At 68.6% G+C, this 17,635-nt stretch carries 19 protein-coding genes; 12 read left to right on the top strand and 7 right to left on the bottom strand.

Going from position 1 to position 17,635, the window contains the following annotated elements:
- Window positions 1–76: 76 nt before the first annotated feature.
- The gene (locus OG453_RS38960) at window positions 77–1,369 is read right to left on the bottom strand and encodes an SLC13 family permease (protein ID WP_266873451.1); all 1,293 of its coding nucleotides are present in this window, start codon (window positions 1,367–1,369) and stop codon (window positions 77–79) included.
- 313 nt (window positions 1,370–1,682) lie between these two features.
- Here OG453_RS38960 and OG453_RS38955 point away from each other — a divergent pair, with 313 nt between their 5' ends.
- Window positions 1,683–2,396 carry a FadR/GntR family transcriptional regulator gene (locus OG453_RS38955; protein ID WP_266873450.1) on the top strand — a complete coding sequence of 238 codons (714 nt, stop codon included), beginning with the start codon at window positions 1,683–1,685 and terminating at the stop codon, window positions 2,394–2,396.
- A 133-nt stretch (window positions 2,397–2,529) separates the two neighbouring features.
- Window positions 2,530–2,991: a pyridoxamine 5'-phosphate oxidase family protein gene (locus tag OG453_RS38950; RefSeq protein WP_266873449.1), complete on the top strand. Its 462-nt coding sequence runs from the start codon at window positions 2,530–2,532 to the stop codon at window positions 2,989–2,991.
- Between the two features lie 43 nt (window positions 2,992–3,034).
- Here the strand turns inward: OG453_RS38950 and OG453_RS38945 are convergent, their stop codons facing one another.
- Complete coding sequence (locus tag OG453_RS38945) at window positions 3,035–3,682, bottom strand: dihydrofolate reductase family protein (protein WP_266873448.1); 648 nt, start codon at window positions 3,680–3,682, stop codon at window positions 3,035–3,037.
- Window positions 3,683–3,999: 317 nt separating this feature from the next.
- On the opposite strand from OG453_RS38945, the gene OG453_RS38940 reads away from it, so the two are divergent.
- A complete protein-coding gene (locus tag OG453_RS38940) occupies window positions 4,000–4,158 on the top strand; it encodes a hypothetical protein (RefSeq protein WP_266873868.1) in 159 nt (52 codons plus the stop codon).
- Between the two features lie 45 nt (window positions 4,159–4,203).
- Here the strand turns inward: OG453_RS38940 and OG453_RS38935 are convergent, their stop codons facing one another.
- Both OG453_RS38935 and OG453_RS38930 read right to left on the bottom strand, forming a co-directional pair.
- Window positions 4,204–4,500: a hypothetical protein gene (locus OG453_RS38935; RefSeq protein WP_266873447.1), complete on the bottom strand. Its 297-nt coding sequence runs from the start codon at window positions 4,498–4,500 to the stop codon at window positions 4,204–4,206.
- Window positions 4,501–4,677: 177 nt separating this feature from the next.
- Entirely contained in the window at window positions 4,678–5,109 is a 432-nt protein-coding gene (locus tag OG453_RS38930) for a PPOX class F420-dependent oxidoreductase (RefSeq protein ID WP_266873446.1), read from the bottom strand.
- Between the two features lie 285 nt (window positions 5,110–5,394).
- Between OG453_RS38930 and OG453_RS38925 the strand changes: the two genes are divergently transcribed.
- The 3 genes from OG453_RS38925 (at window position 5,395) to OG453_RS38915 (ending at window position 8,706) form a co-directional block, all read left to right on the top strand.
- Window positions 5,395–5,724, top strand: a complete 330-nt coding sequence (locus OG453_RS38925; protein ID WP_266873445.1) for a hypothetical protein — start codon at window positions 5,395–5,397, stop codon at window positions 5,722–5,724.
- A 497-nt stretch (window positions 5,725–6,221) separates the two neighbouring features.
- On the top strand, window positions 6,222–8,321 hold the full coding sequence (locus OG453_RS38920) for a SpoIIE family protein phosphatase (RefSeq protein ID WP_266873444.1): 2,100 nt from the start codon (window positions 6,222–6,224) through the stop codon (window positions 8,319–8,321).
- A gap of 196 nt (window positions 8,322–8,517) precedes the next feature.
- Window positions 8,518–8,706 carry a DUF1272 domain-containing protein gene (locus OG453_RS38915; protein ID WP_266873443.1) on the top strand — a complete coding sequence of 63 codons (189 nt, stop codon included), beginning with the start codon at window positions 8,518–8,520 and terminating at the stop codon, window positions 8,704–8,706.
- Between the two features lie 254 nt (window positions 8,707–8,960).
- Here OG453_RS38915 and OG453_RS38910 read toward each other — a convergent pair whose 3' ends face one another.
- Window positions 8,961–9,767 carry a helix-turn-helix transcriptional regulator gene (locus OG453_RS38910; RefSeq protein WP_266873442.1) on the bottom strand — a complete coding sequence of 269 codons (807 nt, stop codon included), beginning with the start codon at window positions 9,765–9,767 and terminating at the stop codon, window positions 8,961–8,963.
- Window positions 9,768–10,030: 263 nt separating this feature from the next.
- On the opposite strand from OG453_RS38910, the gene OG453_RS38905 reads away from it, so the two are divergent.
- Together OG453_RS38905 and OG453_RS38900 are read left to right on the top strand one after the other, a co-directional pair.
- Complete coding sequence (locus OG453_RS38905) at window positions 10,031–10,909, top strand: hypothetical protein (RefSeq protein ID WP_266873441.1); 879 nt, start codon at window positions 10,031–10,033, stop codon at window positions 10,907–10,909.
- Window positions 10,910–11,025: 116 nt separating this feature from the next.
- Entirely contained in the window at window positions 11,026–11,277 is a 252-nt protein-coding gene (locus OG453_RS38900) for a hypothetical protein (RefSeq protein ID WP_266873440.1), read from the top strand.
- Window positions 11,278–11,355: 78 nt separating this feature from the next.
- Here OG453_RS38900 and OG453_RS38895 read toward each other — a convergent pair whose 3' ends face one another.
- On the bottom strand, window positions 11,356–11,511 hold the full coding sequence (locus tag OG453_RS38895; RefSeq protein WP_323178734.1) for a helix-turn-helix domain-containing protein: 156 nt from the start codon (window positions 11,509–11,511) through the stop codon (window positions 11,356–11,358).
- A gap of 37 nt (window positions 11,512–11,548) precedes the next feature.
- Here OG453_RS38895 and OG453_RS38890 point away from each other — a divergent pair, with 37 nt between their 5' ends.
- Window positions 11,549–12,157, top strand: coding sequence for a helix-turn-helix domain-containing protein (locus tag OG453_RS38890; protein WP_323178732.1), 609 nt, complete (start codon window positions 11,549–11,551; stop codon window positions 12,155–12,157).
- Window positions 12,158–12,273: 116 nt separating this feature from the next.
- On the opposite strand, the gene murJ is transcribed toward OG453_RS38890, so the two are convergent.
- Window positions 12,274–13,962, bottom strand: a complete 1,689-nt coding sequence (murJ, locus tag OG453_RS38885) for a murein biosynthesis integral membrane protein MurJ (protein WP_266873438.1) — start codon at window positions 13,960–13,962, stop codon at window positions 12,274–12,276.
- Window positions 13,963–14,033: 71 nt separating this feature from the next.
- Here murJ and OG453_RS38880 point away from each other — a divergent pair, with 71 nt between their 5' ends.
- The 3 genes from OG453_RS38880 (at window position 14,034) to OG453_RS38870 (ending at window position 17,593) form a co-directional block, all read left to right on the top strand.
- Window positions 14,034–14,669 carry a LuxR C-terminal-related transcriptional regulator gene (locus OG453_RS38880; protein ID WP_323178731.1) on the top strand — a complete coding sequence of 212 codons (636 nt, stop codon included), beginning with the start codon at window positions 14,034–14,036 and terminating at the stop codon, window positions 14,667–14,669.
- A 146-nt stretch (window positions 14,670–14,815) separates the two neighbouring features.
- A complete protein-coding gene (locus OG453_RS38875) occupies window positions 14,816–16,648 on the top strand; it encodes a matrixin family metalloprotease (RefSeq protein WP_266873437.1) in 1,833 nt (610 codons plus the stop codon).
- Between the two features lie 435 nt (window positions 16,649–17,083).
- Window positions 17,084–17,593 carry an RICIN domain-containing protein gene (locus OG453_RS38870; protein ID WP_266873436.1) on the top strand — a complete coding sequence of 170 codons (510 nt, stop codon included), beginning with the start codon at window positions 17,084–17,086 and terminating at the stop codon, window positions 17,591–17,593.
- The last annotated feature ends 42 nt before the right edge of the window (window positions 17,594–17,635 follow it).

The following is a 17,635-nucleotide window of genomic DNA, read 5'->3' as shown; positions in this document are numbered from 1 at the left end:
TGGTCATAAGCGGATGGTCAGCCGTTGGTCATAAGCCGCTGGTCAGCTGTGCGTCGGTCCGGATGGCGCGGCCGTGTCATCCCCAGTCGGGCACCACCAGGGCGAGCCACACCACAGCGGGCACCACGGCCACCACGATTCCTCCGTACACCATCAGCTGCCGGAAGAAACGCTCCCGGTCGACGCCCGGTGCCGCGGCGAGCACCAGCGCGCCGTTGGTCGAGAACGGGCTGACGTCCACCACCGTCGCCGACACCGCGAGCGCCGCCACCATGCCGACCGCCCCGATCTCGCCCTGTGCCAGGAACGGCACGGCCAGCGGAATCAGCGCCCCCACGATGCCGACGGAAGAGGCGAACGCGGAGACCAGCGCGCCGATGTAGCACAGGAGTACGGCGGACAGCAGCGGGACGCCGATATCGCTGACGCCCTCGCCCGCCCAGTCGATCGTGCCCATCTGGTCCAGGACGCCGACGTACGTAAGCACCCCGCAGATCAGCAGGACCGTCGACCAGGCGATCTGGCTGACGGCGTTGCGGCTGTCCTCGGGCCAGCAGGCGGCGAGGAGGACGGCAAGGGTGATGGACGTCAGCCCGGCATCCAGGTCGAAGGCGAGTACGGCGACGACCAGGGCCACGAGGGCGGCGAGGGTGGCGATGCGGGCGGGGGTGAGACGGGCGGCTGCCGCGTCGGTGGCGTGGGTTTCGTCGGCGTCATCGGGGCCTTCCGCTGCTGTTCCTGAGCCGCCGGCGAGCGCATCGGTCTTGGCCAGCTTCAGCCCTCCGAACAGCACGAACACCACACCGGCGATCACGATGTTGACGACCAGTGAGGCGAGAAACAGGGTGATCGCGCTGCCGGGGAGGTTCTCGCGCTCGACGATGCCGTTGACGATCGTCCCGTAGATGCTGATCGGGGAGAAACCGCCGCCCTGCGCGCCGTGCACCACCATCGCCCCCATCAGCAGTGGGCTGATCGCGTACCGCGCGGCGAAGCTCAGGGCGATCGGCGCCACGATGGCGACGGCGGCGGGACTGACCGCGCCGATCGCGGTGAGCGCACCGGTCAGCACGAACATCACCCACGGGATCAGCACCACCCGCCCGCGCACGAGCCGGATCGAGGCGTGCACCAGCCAGTTGGTGGTGCCGTTGGACCGTGCGATCGCGAACAGGTATGTCACGCCGACGAGTACGACGAAGAGATCGCCGGGGAAGCCGGCGAAGATCTTGTCGGCGTCGAGGTCCGCGACGAGTTCGCCGACGCCGAACGCGGCGGCGAAGGCGAGCGCGCCCATGTTGATGGAGCGGGTGGTGGCGATCACGAACACCACGACGAGCACGAGGATCGATATCAATTCGGCGGACATGCGGGCTCCCGTCCTTGGGTCCCCTGTCGAGGTCTGGCGATGGATGAGTGGCTGGGGCGGCGAGTGGCCGAGTGGCCAAGCGGGCTGGCGGTCAAGTGGCTGAGCGGTCAAGTGGACTAGCGGCCGAGTGGCCAAGTGGCTGAACCACATTGGGTGTTGCCCGTGGAGAGCGTCAAGAGACGCGACATGAATTGGATCAGCCACTTATCCACTCGGCCACTTATCCACAGGACCCGGTGAGCCGGCTGCCCCCGGTGTTACGCTGCCGCCGCAGGGGACCAACACCGCGCAAGAGCGGGCAAGGGGGACGGGCATGACCGACGCGCTGCGCCCGGTGGCGGCCAAGCCGCGCCTGTACGAGCAGGTCCTCGACAGCCTGCGCAACTACGTCGCCGACGGCGGTCTGGGAGCGGGCGACCGCCTCCCGCCCGAGCGCGACCTGGCGGCCAGGCTCGGCGTCAGCCGCGCCTCCGTGAAGCAGGCCATCGTCGTACTGGAAGTCCAGGGCCTGGTCGAGGCCCGGCACGGCGGCGGCACCTACCTGGTCCGCGACACCCTCGACGTCGAGCCCGTCGAGCAACTCGTCGAACGCCGCCGCAGGCTCCCCGACGTACTGGACGCGCGCGAGGCCCTGGAGACCAAGCTCGCCGAACTGGCCGCCGAGCGCCGCACCGACGAGGACCTGGCGGCCATCCGCTCGGCCCTGGCCCGGATGGCCACCGAGATCGAGGACGGCGCGCACGGCGTGGAGGGCGACCGCCTCTTCCACGCGGCGGTCACCGCGGCGGCGCACAGCAGCATCCTCGCCGAGTTCATGCGCTCCATCACCGACCAGATCGCCGAGAGCCGCAACGAATCGCTGCGCCAGCCCGGCCGCCCCCCGCGGTCACACGCCCAGCACCTGGCGATCCTCGAGGCGATCGAGGCCCGGCAGCCCAAGAAGGCGGCGGCGGCGATGCGCAGGCATGTCCGCACGGTGGCGAAGGTACGGCTCCTCGACTGGGACCCCGAGCCGGACAACGAGTAGCGGCCCGCAGCTGCCGCCCCCTGCAGCCGAGTTGCCCCACATCCGGGACGATGGGCTGAGCAGCGGATCGGTCGCCGGCAGTAGGACCCCCGCCCCATGCGTGCGACGCGGCTGCTGGCTAAGGTCACCATCCATGCAGACCACGGAAACCACACGACGCAACGTGTCGGAGCGCAAGCGCGACACCCTGGTACGGCTCGAGGCGGAGCGGGACATCTGGCTGGCGACGTCCCACCCGGAGCACGGCCCGCACCAACTACCCCTGTGGTTCCTGTGGGACGGACAAGGCATATGGATGTGCACCGGTGAGTCCTCCGCGACCGCCCGCAACGTACGCAAGGAGCCCCGCGTCCGTCTGTCGCTCCCCGACACCGTCGACGTGGTGCTGTTGCAGGGCGAGGCGGAGAGCTTCCTGGACCGGAACGTGCCGACGAACGCGGCGGACGCGTTCGTCGACAAGTTCGGCTGGGACCCTCGCGCGGAGGAAGCCACATTCCTGTACGTGCACGTGGTCCCGAAGACCGTGCGCGCGTGGCGGGATGAGTCGGAACTGCGCGGCAGGGTCATCATGCGCGACGGAGTATGGCTGGACTAGCGCCCTGCGCACCCTCGTGCTGGCCCACTTTCGCTGTGAGACGTCACTTTCGCCAGAACAGGTGGTGCGTCACGGCACCGCTCGGGCTCGGCACGACGTCGAGGTGGAACCGGTCGAGGAGCTCGTCGGGGGACTCCCAGAGCCGCGCCCCGGATCCGAGCTTCATCGGCGAGACCGCCACATGCAGGGTGTCGACGAGGTCGGCGTCGAGGAACTCCCGGATGGTGGTGGCCCCGCCGCCGAGCCGGACGTCCTTGCCCTGCGCCGCCTCCCGCGCCTTTTCGAGGACCGTGGCCGGGTCGTCGTCGACGAAGTGGAACGTGGTGTCGGAGAGCGTGAAGGAGGGGCGCGGGTGGTGGGTCATGACGAACACCGGGGTGTGGAAGGGCGGTTCGTCACCCCACCAGCCGCGCCAGTCGTAGTTCTCCCAGGGCCCGCGCTGGGGTCCGAACTTGTTGCGGCCCATGATCTCGGCACCGATGTTGCGAGCGAAGTCCCGGGTGAGGTAGTCGTCGAGGCCGCGGCTGCCTCCGGGGTCGGTGCGCATGGGCCAGCTCGCCGTGGCGCCGGCCCAGGAGAACATGTTCCCGGGATCGGCATGCCCGAACGGCCTCTCGAGGCTCTGGCCCTCACCGGCACCGAACCCGTCGCTCGAGACGTTGAAGTTCTGGACCCTCAACAACTGTGGCACGTGCTTCCTCCTGTGTTGGTTGACGGTGATGAGACTGCTGGGGCCGCGAAAACTCATCGCGGCGGCCGGGACCGGTCAGTAAGTGGGCTCATGGAGAACTGAGCTCATCGAGATCTGGGCTCATCGAGTGAACACTCAACCTCCGGTTCAGGGTGAGAGTTACCGCCGCCTCTCGACCCCCACTCACTCCCACCAAGCCTCCCGCACTCGCAGACTCTCCGTGTCCTCGCAGCCGACCCCGTCGGACACTTCCTCGGTGTCCAGGTTTTGCTTCAGCCGACGACGCCGTTGCCCTTGCGGTCACCGACAACGCCCAGGTGCAGCGGGCGGTTCAGGAGGCCGTCAAGACCTTCGGCCGCCTCGACGTGGTGATCAACAATGCCGGCGGCGACGTCGCCTCTGTCGAGGACGTCACTGGGGGCACGTCTGCCAGGCGCACCGCGTCGGAGTCCGCCTCGGATGCCGCCTCCGCCTGACAGGGCGACCGGTTCGTGGGCCGGGCATACGACCGTTCCCGCAGCTCAGGTGAGCGGGGCCGAGGAGCCGGCGGTCAGCCAGCGGCGGACCGCGAGGGCAACCGTGTCGTCGAGGGTGCTGAGCGCGTCGATGGCCTTGGTGTCATCGGGGTGCGGAGGGATCCCGGCCGCGGTGAGCGTGGCGTGCAGGTTCAGCCGGTGCCGGTCACGGGCGGTCAGCACGGACTGGGGATACGGGGACGTTTCCAGGCGCTGCGTCGGGTCGGGCGGAGGCAGCAGGAAGTCGGCCTCGGCGTCCCAGTTCACGGTCGGCAGGATGGCGTCGGTGACGGGTGCGGTCATGGTGGCTTCCTCACGTCGGGCGGGCAGTGCGTGTGCCGGTGAGGAGGCGGTGGGGCAGCGGTCCGGTTGCAGCCATGCCGCCGAGCCACCCGAACGTCGTAACGGCGACGCGGAGTCGGATGACGGAGCGGCCGGTACCGCCGGCCGCTCCGTGCGTGTCCGCGGGGCAGCCGGTCGTCAGCGGATGCTGGCGCCGTACACGTTTTCGACGGTCATCGTGATGAGCACTCTGCGGTCGGAGACCATGACGGCGCGGTACTCGTCCCAGTCCGGGTGCTCGCCGGCGGCGCTGCGGTAGTAGTCCACCAGCGCCTGGACCTCGGGACCATCGGGGTCGGTGCCCGGTCCGATGAGCGTGACCGTGCCTTCGGCGGTGGCCCAGGCCCGGCCGTCCGGACTGGTCACCTCCAATGCGGCACGGGGATCCCGGCGCAGATTGGCGACCTTGGCGGTGCGCTGCGTCGTCGACACGCGGATGACGCCGGCGGCGCGGTCGTACGACGGCATGATCGGAGAGAGCTGCGGGCGGCCGTCGGATTTGATCGTCGCGAGCACGCCGAGGTTGCTTTGGGCGAGCAGTGCGTGCGGGTCGAAAGGCGTCTCTGTCATGTCGGCCCAACTTCTCGTCGGGGGCTGTGTATTCCGGTGTGTGCGGGGCTGATGGACGGCGGGGTGTGGCTCGTGCCGCAGGGGCGAGCGGCCGGTGCGTACGAGGGAAGGGGCGTGCCCTTCGCCGGGCGGTTGGCGGACGTGGAGGAAGGGAGGATCGTGGTGAGTACGCAGAAGAAGGTGCGTACGGAGAGAAAGGTGCGTACGGAGAAGAAGGCGCGTACGGAGAAAAACTTGAGAACTCGGGGAACCGATTCCTGCGGGCTTCGGACCCGAGGAGGAGCGATGCGGCGCGTATCCGCAGCGTTGCCGGGGGCGTGCGCTTTCATCGCGGCCGGTGGTGTGAGCGTACAGATGATTGCTGCTCCGGCAGTCGCGGCGGCTGGCGCCCACGTCGCGGATCGCCAGCCAGCGGCGGCGGCTCCCGGCCCGCCGGAACCCGGCATCGGCGCGACGCTGTCCCTGGAGGGGAACACCCGTGGTGAGCGGCTCGACGTCACCGTCCTGAAGGTCGTCGACCCGGCCCGCACCACGAACCAGATCTTCGCCCCCGATCCCGGCAACCGCTTCGTCGCCGTCCAGTACCGTCCGCGTCGACAAGGACGGCTCCGTTGACCGGGCTGTCCTTGTACGGTGCCTCGCCGGTGTTCTTGAGCTGGTCAGCACTTCGCCGCTGCCCTGTTCGCCAAGACCAGCGCCGGTCCCGCCTTCCCCGCGTCCGTCTCGATCTCGCCCGGTGACACCGCCCGTGGCTTCATCACCTTCGAGCTGCCGGACGCCGCCAAGCCCGTACAGGTCCAGTTCGCCATGAACAGCGGGTTCTCCGACGACGTCGGCGAGTGGACCCTGGTGGCGCCTGTACCGGCCCGATGACCGCGTCGGCCGCGTGCCGCGCGCCGCGTGACACCGAGTGCCATCGGGGTGCCCGCATGCGGGACGGGGCATGAGTCCACCATGGGCCGAGGCGAGTGACCTGCCGCACCGACTGGGCCGGCGGGGCCGATCGGGGGGACGATGGAAGCGGTCCGATCTGCCCGAAGCTCCTCCCGTCGGGGTGGGGTCAAGGCGTCGGAGCCCGTCCGCGGCCGGGCACGGGGAAGGGAGAACCTGCCATGAACGCGTCTGACGCCTTCCAGGCCAGGCCCTGGCCCGACCCGCTCACCCCGCCCACCCCGTCCGCGCCGGGCGGCCTCCTCGACATGCTGGGCGTGGCCGCCGTGGTCCTTGACGCCAAGGGGCGGATCACCCTGTGGAGCCCGCAGGCCGAGACGCTGTTCGGGTGGACCGCCGCGGAGGCGCTCGGCCAGTACGCGGCCACGCTCCTGGTCTCCGAGGAGCACGCCGATGTAGCCCTGGATCTGTTCTCCAAGGTCATGACCGACGGCGGGAGCTGGGCAGGGGTCTTTCCCGTCCACCACCGGGACGGGACCTCGCGCCTCGTGGAGTTCCGCAACATGCGGCTGCTCGATCAGGACGGCTACGGGTACGCGCTGGGGATCGCCGCCGAGGAATCCGTCGTACGCGGGGTCGAGCGGCACCTGGCGCTGTCCGGGAAGCTGGTGACGCAGTCACCGACCGGGGTGGCGGTGGTGGACACCGACCTGCGCTATGTACTGGTCAACCCGGCGCTCGAGCAGATCATCGGGCGGCCCGCCCAGTGGTGCCTGGGCCGCAGCGCCGTCGAGGAACTGCCTTTCGGGGAGCGCGGCGCCATCGAGACCGCGCTGCGTCAGGTCCTGGACAGCGGCACCCCGCTGCTCGACCGCTCCGTCACCGAGCGTGCCCACGTGGGTGTGGAGGGGCGCCGGGCATGGCGGGTGTCGTACTTCCGCCTGGAGGACTCCGTGGGCCAGGTCATCGGCGTCACCATGACGGTCATCGACGTCACCGAGCAGTACCGTGCGGATCTGCACAGCACCCAGGCCCGCAAGCGCCTGGCCCTGATCGCACAGGCATCGGCGCGCATAGGCACCACGCTCGACCTGGACCAGACCGCCCGCGAACTCGCCGACGCCGTGGTCCCCGATCTCGCGGACATCGCCGCGGTCGACGTCCTGGACTCGGCCCTGGCCGAGCAACCCCCGCACCGCACCGCAACCACCGAGCCCGCCGTCTTCCGCGCCCTGGCCGTCAAGGCCGCCTACCCCACCCGCGCCGCCGACGCCGCCGACCCGCCGGGCGAGATCACCCGCTATGAATCCGACCGCCTTGTCACCCGGTGCGTCACCACCGGACGCACCGTCCACGTCGCCCACGTCCGCCCCGACCACCTGCGGCACATCGCCCGCGACGACGAGGCTGCCGCCGTGCTCGCCCGCGCCGGCGTCCACTCCTACCTGGCCGTGCCGCTCATCGCCCGCGGCGAAGTCCTCGGCGCGCTCGACCTCAAACGCGCCCGCAACCCGCTGCCCTTCAACGCCGACGACATCGTGCTCGCCGAGGAACTCGCCGCCCGCGCGGCCGTCTGCATCGACAACGCCCGCCTGTACCGCACCCAGCTCCAGGCCGTCACCACCCTGCAGCGCCACCTGCTGCCCGAGAACCCGCCCGACCCGCCGGGTCTGCGCGTGGCCTGCCGCTACCGGCCCGCCGGATCCGCAGGACACGCGGGCGGCGACTGGTTCGACGTCATTCCCCTCGCCGGTGACACCACGGCCCTGGTCGTGGGCGACGTCATGGGATCCGGCCTCACCGCCGCCGCGACCATGGGCCAACTCCGCACCGCCACCCGCACCTTGGCCCGCCTCGGCCTCGACCCCGCCGAGATCCTGCACCACCTGGACCTGCTCACCCGCGAACTCGACGAGACGATCGCCACCTGCGTCTACGCCCTCTGCGAGCCCCGCGCCCAGCAGTGCCGCATCGCCCTGGCCGGCCACCTGCCGCCCGCGGTCCACCACGCCGGCCGGCCGCCCGCCCTCCTCGACCTGCCCACCGGCGCCCCGTTGGGCGCCGCCGAGGGCGTGGACTTCACCACCACCCGCATCGATCTGCCGCCCCGCGCCCGCCTGGTGCTGTACACCGACGGCCTGGTGGAGACCCGCACCGAATCCCTCGACACACGCATGAACGCCATCCTGCACCTCCTCTCGGGCCCTCGACTGCCCCTGGAGGCCACCTGCGACCAGCTGCTTGCCACACTCCCCGACGCCGACAGCCGCGACGACGTCGCCCTGCTCATCGCCGAAGCCCTGGGCGACGGCCCGTCCTGAGGGGGTACTCGTATACGTACGGCGGGGAGGCATACGTACGCACGCACCAGGGGAGCGCAGAGGTGTCCCGGCGGTGGCCCGGATCCGGTGGAAGCTGTCCCGGTCGATGCTTTCAGGCCAAGATCCTTCCACGGAGAATGGGCGTCGTCCGGCGCTGCTGACCGGGCGACGGAACCCCGAACCCGCCAGGAGAGCCATGGCTTTGGAGATGCGCGACCGCTGCGAACGATGTGCCGACGCGGCGCTGCCGCAGGAGGCGTCCGCCCGGATCTGCTCGTACGAGTGCACGTTCTGCGTGCCCTGCAGCGACGCCATGCAGAACACGTGCCCCAACTGCGGCGGCGAACTCGTGCCGCGCCCTCGCCGCTCTGCGGCCGCACCGTAGACAGGGGTGCGGCTGCCCCGCCGACGAGGGCAGCTGCACTCTCCCGCGCCGCCGAGGGGGAATGGCGGAGTGGCGGCACAGGCATGTCCGTGGCGCGACAGCCATGAGAGCCCGTCCCGTGCCAGGCGGCAGACATGGTGTCCGGCCGATTCGCCGCCCCGTCCCCGGAATCGGCATGCGGGCAGGATACGTATGCGTAGGTGACACGCGCGGCCGTGCGGGAGACATAGGTACGCGGTACGGCGGGGGCGTGGTCACCGTTGCAGCGCCGCCGCGATCTCCGTACGTGAGGTGACGTCGAGCGTGGTGAGGATGTGCTCGACGTGGGTGTCGGCCGTCCGCTTGGAGATGACGAGCCGTTCGGCGACCTCGCGGTTCGAAAGGCCCTGCGCCACGAGTGCGGCGACCTCCCGCTCGCGCGGGGTGAGTTCGCCGCCCCCGCCGCCGTTGCGCGCACCGGGCAGACGCGCTGCCGGCGACACATCGGCGTCGGCCCGCACGGCCTCCAGGATCGCCGTCCCCGACATCCGCGCGCCGACTCCGTGCCAACGCTCGAACTCCTCGCCGCCCAGCGCGATCCGCACCGCCTTCTGTGCCGCCTCCTGCTCCTCGAGCAGGGACGGCAGCATCGCGACCGGATCACCGCTCAGCCGCCGCGCGCTTTCGGCGTACCCCAGCAGCCAGGCCGCCCGCGCGTGCCGCTCCTGCCGGGCCGCGTGCCAGGCGAGGCCGAGGCAGCACAGCGCGGCGACGAGCACGCCCCCGATCTCGCCGACCGCCTCCAGGGCCCGGCGCAGTGGCGCGGCGCGCTGCTCGTGCCGTCCGGCGAGCCACAGGATGACGCCCCGCACCATCAGCGTGGACCCGTAGAACTGGCGCTCCCCGGCGCCCCCCAAGTGCTCAAGACCGGCCGAGCAGAACTCCAGCGCGCCGTCGATGTCACCGAACACGGCGAGCAGCAGGGCGCCCTCGTAATGGACGACGCTCATGCCCAGCGCATCGCGGGCCGCCTCGATCTGCCGCCACCCCGCGCACCGCGGCCAGCCCTTCCTCCACCTCACCGCACAGCGCCCGCATCGCCCCGAGGTACGGCGCGGTGAACATCACCACGCGCTCATGGCCACACCGCAGGGCCACCTCCCGCGCCTCCTGGAACCGCTCGGGCGCCACCGCCAGATCGCCGGTCCACACCGCGAACACCCCGGTCATGAAGAGACCCCAGGCCTGCGAGCAACGCCCGCTGGCGCGGCCCTTGGTCATCCCCAAACGACGGAATGTTGCTGGAAGTTGACGACCCGTCGCTGAATCGGCAATGCTGTGTCGCATGTCGAAGACGATGCGTAACCGCGTGGCGCTCCCGGTCAGTTCCGCGCGCTGCGACGACGCGCGCAAGTCGACACCGCCCGGCCAACTCGTGGAACAGGCGCGGCGCCTGGTCGACGAGGCGCAGGAGATCTTGAAACTTGCCGTGGTGGCTGAACGGATGCGCGGTACGTCCTGGGACACCATCGGCGCGGCCGACGGCAACTCCACGAAGTCGGCGACACATAAGCGCTACAGCGCACAGGTGACGCAGTGGCAGGACGAGTCCCAGAGGTACAGGATCCAGAACGACAACGACGACCCGTCAATCGATGTCGAGGCGAGCGACTTCGACGTGGCCTACTCCGAACTTGAACAGGCCTGGGGAGACGCAGACGACGTCATGTCGAGTCAGAAATACCTGACTCTGCTGCGAGCGATGAGTGCCGAGGTAACAGCCGCGAAGCCCTCCCCTGACAAGGACGAGGCCGACAGCATCCCCTCGCAGCGCACCATGACGATCGAGGAAGAGGACTTCGCACCTCCCGGAGACGATGACGGCGGCGACGCGGTCGATCACGGGCTCCGGAGAGATACTCAGGACACTCTCACCTTTCGCCACTCGGCTTTCCAATCGCTCGTCAGGAAGGCTGCGTGGAGGCACATCCGGCTTGAAGAGCTGGGGCAGCCGGACTTCATGGCGTGCCACGACGGCAAGCTCTTGATGTACGAGCTCAAGCACCTGCACTCGGAAGACGGCCCCTTGGCGGCGGCGAGCGCATGGCTGGACTACCCCTATGCGAAGCCCAAGCGGGCGTCGGTGGAAGAGCGGTTGACGCGGCTGGAGGAGCTCTTCGGGGCGTACCTCGCCGAGCACGCCGACGACGAGCACGAGGAGTAGCCCGCGCAATAGACCCCGTCGCCCCCGGCCGGGCCGTAGGAAGCAATCGACCGGGAGGCGGCGGTCCCCATCCCACCTGATGCAGGAAGGACGGTGAGGCCATTATGCCTCGCTCAATGTCGGAACCCGAAGGCCGCTACAGACCGCAGTTGATCGCGATCGGTGCACTTGTCGTGCTCGCCGCGTTCTGGGCCGGATATCTGAGCGCGCACGAACCCGTGCGAGACCAGGTGTCCGGCGCGGCCGTGTGGCTGGTCACCGACGGGGCGCTCTGGCTGGCCAAGACGGCCGTCGCCGCCCTGATGGCCGTGGTCGCCACCGTGTGCGTGAACAAGGTACGTCGCTGGTGGAGGCGCTCTCACCAGTAACGCCTGCACCAAGCGGGGTCGGCCAGCCGCACGCTGGTCGACCCCGCCCTTCTGCCGTGACGGGATGACTCACGGGCATCATGCGGTGATCTCCCTGTTGTCCGTGGCCAACAGGGCGGAGCGGCCACCGGCCTGGAGATCGGGCACGTATTTGTAGAGCGTGGTGCGGGAGACGCCGAGGAGCTTCGCGATCGAGGTGATGGTGTTCTCCGGCTGGGCGAGCAAGCAGGGCATCGACACCTCCACCCCCACCGGCCGCCTCGCTTTCCACATGCTTGGCGCCATCGACGAGTTCCAGCGCGAACTGATCGTCGAAGGCACCCACGAGGGCCTGGCCTCCGCCCGCGACCGCGGCCGCACCGGCGGCCGCCGCCCCACCCTCACCGCCACCCAAGTCCGCATGGCACGCCAGATGTACGACAGCGAGCAGTACACCGTGCAGCAGATCGCCGACACCTTCCACACCAGCCGCGCCACCGTCTACCGCGCCCTGACCGACGAGGGAGACTTCGTCTACGTCGTCTACCGCAGCGGCAAGACCAAGACCGACGCCGACGGCCGCACCTACGACGAGACCGGTCAGGGCGACCTGAGCAAGGAACAGTTCGACGCGGACAGCAAGTACTGGCCCCTGGCCGACCACAAGCGCCCGCACGCCAAAGCGATGGTCTACGTCGTCGACGGCATCGTGAAGCGCATCCGTCCCATCAAACCTGACCTCGACGCCTGGAAGCGCCACGGCAACAAATGGGAGATTCCCGTCGGCGACCCCATCCTTGACCCCGCCGAGATCGCCGAGAAGTTCCCCACCCTCGACCTGTCCGTAGGGGACGAGCTACCTGCCCAGCGCGGCAAGCTCCGCGAGCACCTCGCGCTGTAAACACTCTTCGGACGGTCCGGCGAACCTTCAACTTCACCAGGACTCCCCGGGGCAGGTACCAGGAGACCGGCGCCGAGTAGCTGGTGACGAGGACCAGCTACTCGGCGCCGCCGACGTCACCTCAACCCTGGCAGGCTCCGCAGCTCACTGATCTTGAGGACGCGAGCAAGGAGCAGGAACAGGAGTGCCATCGTGGCGCCGCCTGCGGCCAGGGCCAGGGCGGGAGTCCAGGTGGTCGACGCCAGGTTCGTGGAGCAGGTGCGGGCGACGAGCCAGCCGAGGGCGCCGGCGGTGAGTGCGGAGGCCGTCAGTTTGCCGTAGGTACGGCACAGCCGCTTGCCGTCCAGTCGACCTTCGAGGCGTCGTCGCAGCCGCAGGGCCGTGATCAGCAGGCCGATGGCGTAGGAGGCGGCGTACGCGGCGGCCATCCCGGTGACCGCCCAGCGTGCGGGCAGCAGCAGGTGGCAGCCGGTGGCCAGGGCGATGTTGACGGCGCTGATCCATACCGCCATCCAGAACGGCGTGCGGGTGTCCTCGAAGGCGTAGAAGCCGCGCAGCAGCAGATACTGCGCGGAGAAGGGGATCAGGCCGAGCCCGAACGCCTGGATGATATGGCCCAGTGGCTGGGCGGATGCGCCGTTGGCGGCGCCGTGAGCGAACAGCAGTTGTGCTATCTGCGGGCCGAAGGCGATGAAGAAGAAGGCGGCGGGGACGATGACGACGCCGCTGATCCGCAGTGCGCGGGACAGGTCGCCTCGCACATCGTCCAGACGCTGCTCGGCGGCGGCCCGGCTCATCCGGGGCAGCAGGGCGGTGACCAGCGAGACCGTGATGATCGCCTGGGGCAGCATCCAGATCGTCTGCGCGTTGGAGTAGGCGGTGAAGCCCACGCCGCCCTTGGGCAGGGCTTGGTCGGCGGCCGAGGCGTAGCGGGTCACCACGGTGCTGGCGACCAGGTTGGCCAGTACGAACAGCAGCGTCCAGCGGGCCGCACTGATGCTTTTTCGCAGGCCGGTGCCGCGCCAGTCGAAGCGGGGGCGGAAGCGGAAGCCCGCGGCGCGGACGAAGGGGATCAGGGCGAGTGCCTGGATGGCCAGGGCGAGTGTGGTGCCGACGCCCAGGAGCGTCACCTGGGTCTGGGTGATGTCCTGCACGCGGTCCGGGACCGTCATGAGCCCGACGTAGACGCCGAACACCGTGACCAGAACGATGTTGTTGAGGACCGGGGTCCACATCATCGCCCCGAACCGGTTCCGGGCGTTGAGGACTTGGCCCAGGATGCTGAACAGGCCGTAGAAGAAGATCTGCGGCAGCAGGAACCGGGCGAACGTCACCGTCAGCTCGAACGCCGCGTGATTGTCGCGTGTATCGCTCTGATAGAGGCTGATGATCTGCGGCGCCGCCCACACTGCCAGCGCCGTGCCGACGCCAAGCACGCACAAGACGAGGGTGACCAAGCGCTGCTCGAAGGCCCTGCCGCCATCCGGCTGCTCGATTCGGGCCCGTACCAGCTGCGGCACCAGCACGGAGTTCAGCGCCCCGCCGATGAACAGGAAGTACAGGCTGGTCGGCACCGTGTTGGCCTGGTTGTAGGTGGTGGCCAGCAGCCCGGTACCCAGTGCGGCCGCCTGCAAGACCTGTCTGATCAGACCCGTCGCCCGGGACACCACCGTCCCCGCCGCCATCAGCAGGGACGAGCGCAGCAGCCCGCCCCTGACCGCCCCCGATTTCGGGGCAGCGTGCCGCCCCCGCTTCTGTTGTCTCCGTGACTGTGCTGTCGCCTCGCTCGGCGTCCCCTCCGTCATGAGCCCAATCTACGACCCGAAGATCACCACGGAGCAGGCTGCCCCGGGAGACCGGCAACGACGAGGCCCTGGTGTATCAGGCCGTCGTCGCCTTCGACGACGCCTCCACGGCGAGCGCGCGAACAGCCGCAGTCACAGCAGTGGATACGGCACAGCAGTTCGGCTTGGCCGCCTACCACGGGGTCGCACCCGCCTACGCGATCCGAGCACGCACCACGGGTGACCCCGAGGCCGCCTCCTCGGACGCACTGCACGCCCTCGACTTGGTCCGGCGCGCTTCCACGGATCTGGCCCTCGGCTACGTCCTCACGCTCTGCGGGGACATACTCACCGACCTCGGCGACCCTGTCGGCAGATCTCTCCTCGCAGAAGCCCGGTCCATCCTCGCCACCTGCCCCGACCCCGGCGTCGCCGGCCGCTACCTGCAGCGAACCGAATCGCGCCACAGCCTCGCCCACGCAGGAGCAGCACTTCCAGGAGACGAGGCCGGCGGCGCACGAACTCCCGGCCCCACCGAGCAACTGACCGACCGGGAGACCGCGGTCCTGAGATATCTGCCCGCGAACCTGTCGCAGCGCGACATTGCGGCGGAGCTGTACGTATCGCTCAACACCGTAAAAACCCACTGCCACGCCATATACCGCAAACTTGGCGTGAGCGACCGCAAGGCAGCGGTCCAGACGGCACGCGACCTGCACATCCTGTGATCCGACCTCGCACCTGTGAAACCACAGCCGTACGCCGCCATTTCGATAGGGCAGGTGCGCGCAGCAGGCCGGTATTTCTACGCTTTCCCGGGCCTATACCTCCGTCAAGAATGAGAGGAGTGTTCTCGCAACGGAAAGGATGACTCATGACGGCTCAGCGATTCACGCTAGAAGTAAAGGAACTGCACCGCGGTGATGAGCACCAGGAAGTCGGGAAGCTGCAGAAATACCTGACGAAGTATGGGTATTTGACAACCACAGTGGCACCCGGAAAATTGGACGACGCCACGAGTGACGCGCTTCGGATGTTCCAGAACATCGGAGGCATCAGCGAAACAGGTCAGCTGGATCCAAGCACTGTCGACGCGCTTGAGCAGCCGCGATGCGGAGTTCCGGATCTGTCCACCGTAGATGCTGTCCGTCGTGGCACAAGCGCGGAATTCGTTCTGCGCGGATGCAGTTACACCAAGCTGGCCTTCACCTACAGGTTCACCAACGGCACCGACGACATCACCGGTACCGATGAACGCACCGCTGTCCAGCGCGCATTCGCAACATGGGCCGCAGTGCTGCGTGGTGTGAGCTTCCAGCAGGTCAACACGGCGAACGCGGACTTTGCGATCGGCTGGCGCACCGGAGAACACGGGGACGGCTCAGCCTTCGACGGTGTCGGCAACACACTGGCGCACGCCTTCTATCCGCCACCGTGCGGCGGAGGAAATGCCGGCTCACTGCACTATGACGACGCGGAGACATGGAGTCTCACCGGCGCTGCCCAGACATTCGATGCGGAGACTGTCGCGCTCCACGAAATCGGCCACTTGCTCGGCCTCGACCATTCGGCCGTCACAGGTGCTGTCATGTTCCGCAGCTACGGCGGAGTCCGTCGCAGCCTGACACAGGACGACATCGACGGGATCAGGCGCCTCTACCCCGCACTGGAGCGCCGCGGCGACAGTGCCGAACAAGCAGGCTTCGTCGGTGAGATCAGTGCCGCGCGCCACAACGACACCCGCGCCCTGACCGCCGTGCGCACCCAGGCCGGCACGTTGAAGCTCATCGGATGGCGCCTCAACGCAGACGGTTCCGTGAGCCGCACGGCGGACAGCGCCGAGCAGGTCGGTGCGGCCACGTCGATCGACCTCGCCCGCTCCACCACCGGTGACCGATTCGTGACGGCCTGCCGGAGCGGCTCGGGGAACCTCAAGCTGATCAGCTGGTCCGTCAACGATGACGGCACCTCGATCCAGCGGCGGGGGGACAGCGGAAACCAAGCCGGTGCGGCCAGTCTGATCCGGATAGTCCCGGCGAGTTCACTGATCTGGACGACGGCCTGTCGCAACGGCAGCGGCAATCTCTCGGTCATCGCGTGGAGCCTGAAGCCCGACGGCTCCTTCACCCGGCTCGCGGACAGCGGAAACCAGGCCGGCGAGGTCCGCGACGTGGACATGGCCGTCGTCGACACACGACTGGTCCTCACCGCCGTGCGAGACGGATCCGACAACCTCAAGCTGATCCTCTGGCGGGTGACCGACCAGTCCGTGCAACGACTGGGAGACAGTGGAAACCAGGCCGGGAACAGCAGGCTGGTCAAGGTTTTCATGGACCCGTCCGGAGTCGCGGTGACCGCGGTGAAGAGCGCGTCCGACACACTGAAGCTGATCGCCTGGCGGGTCCAGCCCAGCGGCGCGATCCAGCGGCTCGGAGACAGCGGCGAACTTGCCGGGATCACCAACGGCCACGACATCGGTGCGGCGCCCGGCGGACGGCTGGCAACCTCCGTCATCACCGAGACGGGAAACCTCAAGGTCATCCTCTGGCAGGTGACCGGTTCCGGAACGGTGACCAGGTGGGGAGACAGCGACGACCTCGCGGGGGCAGCGTCCCTCCCGGCCCTGGTCCAACCGCAGGGGCAGAACCTTCTCACCGCAGTCCGAACAGCAAGCTCCACTCTCAAGCTCATCACTTGGGGGACCTGACCTCGGACACCTGGGCTGACTGACGCGGACAACAGAAGCCGACGCCCCCTGTCCTAGGGGGCGTCGAGTGAACTACAAGTCAATGTTTCCGCCTTCGCCCATCGAGAACCTATCAAATGGCAGAGGGGACGCAGGGAAAGTGTCTATTGCTGTCGCAAAAGCCTGGCCCTCACAGCCGACTCCAAATCCACAATGACCTCCATCTACACGGGCGACGATCTCTGGGAGATCGGCCCCGGTGGGAATCGGACAATGCTCCTCAAGCGCGTTGCTGAAAACGGGCCTTGCTGTGAGAATCGGGACGCCTGGCCGCCGAACATAGTCGGCGTCTCCAGCAGGCAGCCTCAGGACGCGCGACGCTCGGACCCTTCCTCTGTAGCTACTGGATACCGTTCGGGCTCTCCACCAGTCTTTAGTGAGGAACCGGAGAAGCTCATGTCCACACGACGTAAATTGTTCGCGCTCGTCACCGCGGTGTTAGCGGTGCTGGCCCTTTCCATGGTCGGCACGCCGGCGCAGGCCGCAGGCTTCACCCCAATCAACGTCTGGAACTCGAGCCACTGTCTCGACAACGCCACCGAGAACGCCGCCAAGCTGCATATGTGGTCCTGCGGCAGCAGTTCCGAGAAGAAGTGGCTCGCAGGGTTCAATACCCAGACCGGCCTGTTCACCTTCACCAATCAACGCACGGGGCGGTGCATCACGGCACCGGCTTCAGGGTCGGGAACAGTGACGATGGCCTTCTGCAACGCGGCGGCAACCACCCAGCAGTGGCGCGTCTTCTACGCGGACAACCCCAACGGACCGCCTTCGGGCTGGTACCAGGTCTGGCAGAACGTTTCGAGCGGGCTCTGTCTGTCTACACCCAGCGTAGGAAACGGCACCCTTCTGCAAGCGACGGCCTGCGATCCTTCCCACCAGTACTACAGGTGGCATCAGCAGTAACTGAAAGTTTGGTCCGGTGATTTGTGTTGGGTCCGGATCAGG

Source organism: Streptomyces sp. NBC_01381, from assembly GCF_026340305.1.
GTDB lineage: Bacteria > Actinomycetota > Actinomycetes > Streptomycetales > Streptomycetaceae > Streptomyces.
Note: the sequence above shows the minus strand (reverse complement) of the source record. Positions and strands in the feature narration are given on the sequence as shown.

Coding starts and splice junctions, on each gene's coding strand:
- OG453_RS38875 (WP_266873437.1), top strand. CDS start 14,816: ATGACGGCTCAGCGATTCACGCTAGAAGTAAAGGAACTGCACCGCGGT.
- OG453_RS38915 (WP_266873443.1), top strand. CDS start 8,518: ATGGCTTTGGAGATGCGCGACCGCTGCGAACGATGTGCCGACGCGGCG.
- OG453_RS38890 (WP_323178732.1), top strand. CDS start 11,549: ATGCTTGGCGCCATCGACGAGTTCCAGCGCGAACTGATCGTCGAAGGC.
- OG453_RS38895 (WP_323178734.1), bottom strand. CDS start 11,511: ATGCCCTGCTTGCTCGCCCAGCCGGAGAACACCATCACCTCGATCGCG.
- OG453_RS38900 (WP_266873440.1), top strand. CDS start 11,026: ATGTCGGAACCCGAAGGCCGCTACAGACCGCAGTTGATCGCGATCGGT.
- OG453_RS38960 (WP_266873451.1), bottom strand. CDS start 1,369: ATGTCCGCCGAATTGATATCGATCCTCGTGCTCGTCGTGGTGTTCGTG.
- OG453_RS38955 (WP_266873450.1), top strand. CDS start 1,683: ATGACCGACGCGCTGCGCCCGGTGGCGGCCAAGCCGCGCCTGTACGAG.
- murJ (WP_266873438.1), bottom strand. CDS start 13,962: ATGACGGAGGGGACGCCGAGCGAGGCGACAGCACAGTCACGGAGACAA.
- OG453_RS38930 (WP_266873446.1), bottom strand. CDS start 5,109: ATGACAGAGACGCCTTTCGACCCGCACGCACTGCTCGCCCAAAGCAAC.
- OG453_RS38925 (WP_266873445.1), top strand. CDS start 5,395: ATGCGGCGCGTATCCGCAGCGTTGCCGGGGGCGTGCGCTTTCATCGCG.
- OG453_RS38870 (WP_266873436.1), top strand. CDS start 17,084: ATGTCCACACGACGTAAATTGTTCGCGCTCGTCACCGCGGTGTTAGCG.
- OG453_RS38920 (WP_266873444.1), top strand. CDS start 6,222: ATGAACGCGTCTGACGCCTTCCAGGCCAGGCCCTGGCCCGACCCGCTC.
- OG453_RS38935 (WP_266873447.1), bottom strand. CDS start 4,500: ATGACCGCACCCGTCACCGACGCCATCCTGCCGACCGTGAACTGGGAC.
- OG453_RS38905 (WP_266873441.1), top strand. CDS start 10,031: ATGTCGAAGACGATGCGTAACCGCGTGGCGCTCCCGGTCAGTTCCGCG.
- OG453_RS38950 (WP_266873449.1), top strand. CDS start 2,530: ATGCAGACCACGGAAACCACACGACGCAACGTGTCGGAGCGCAAGCGC.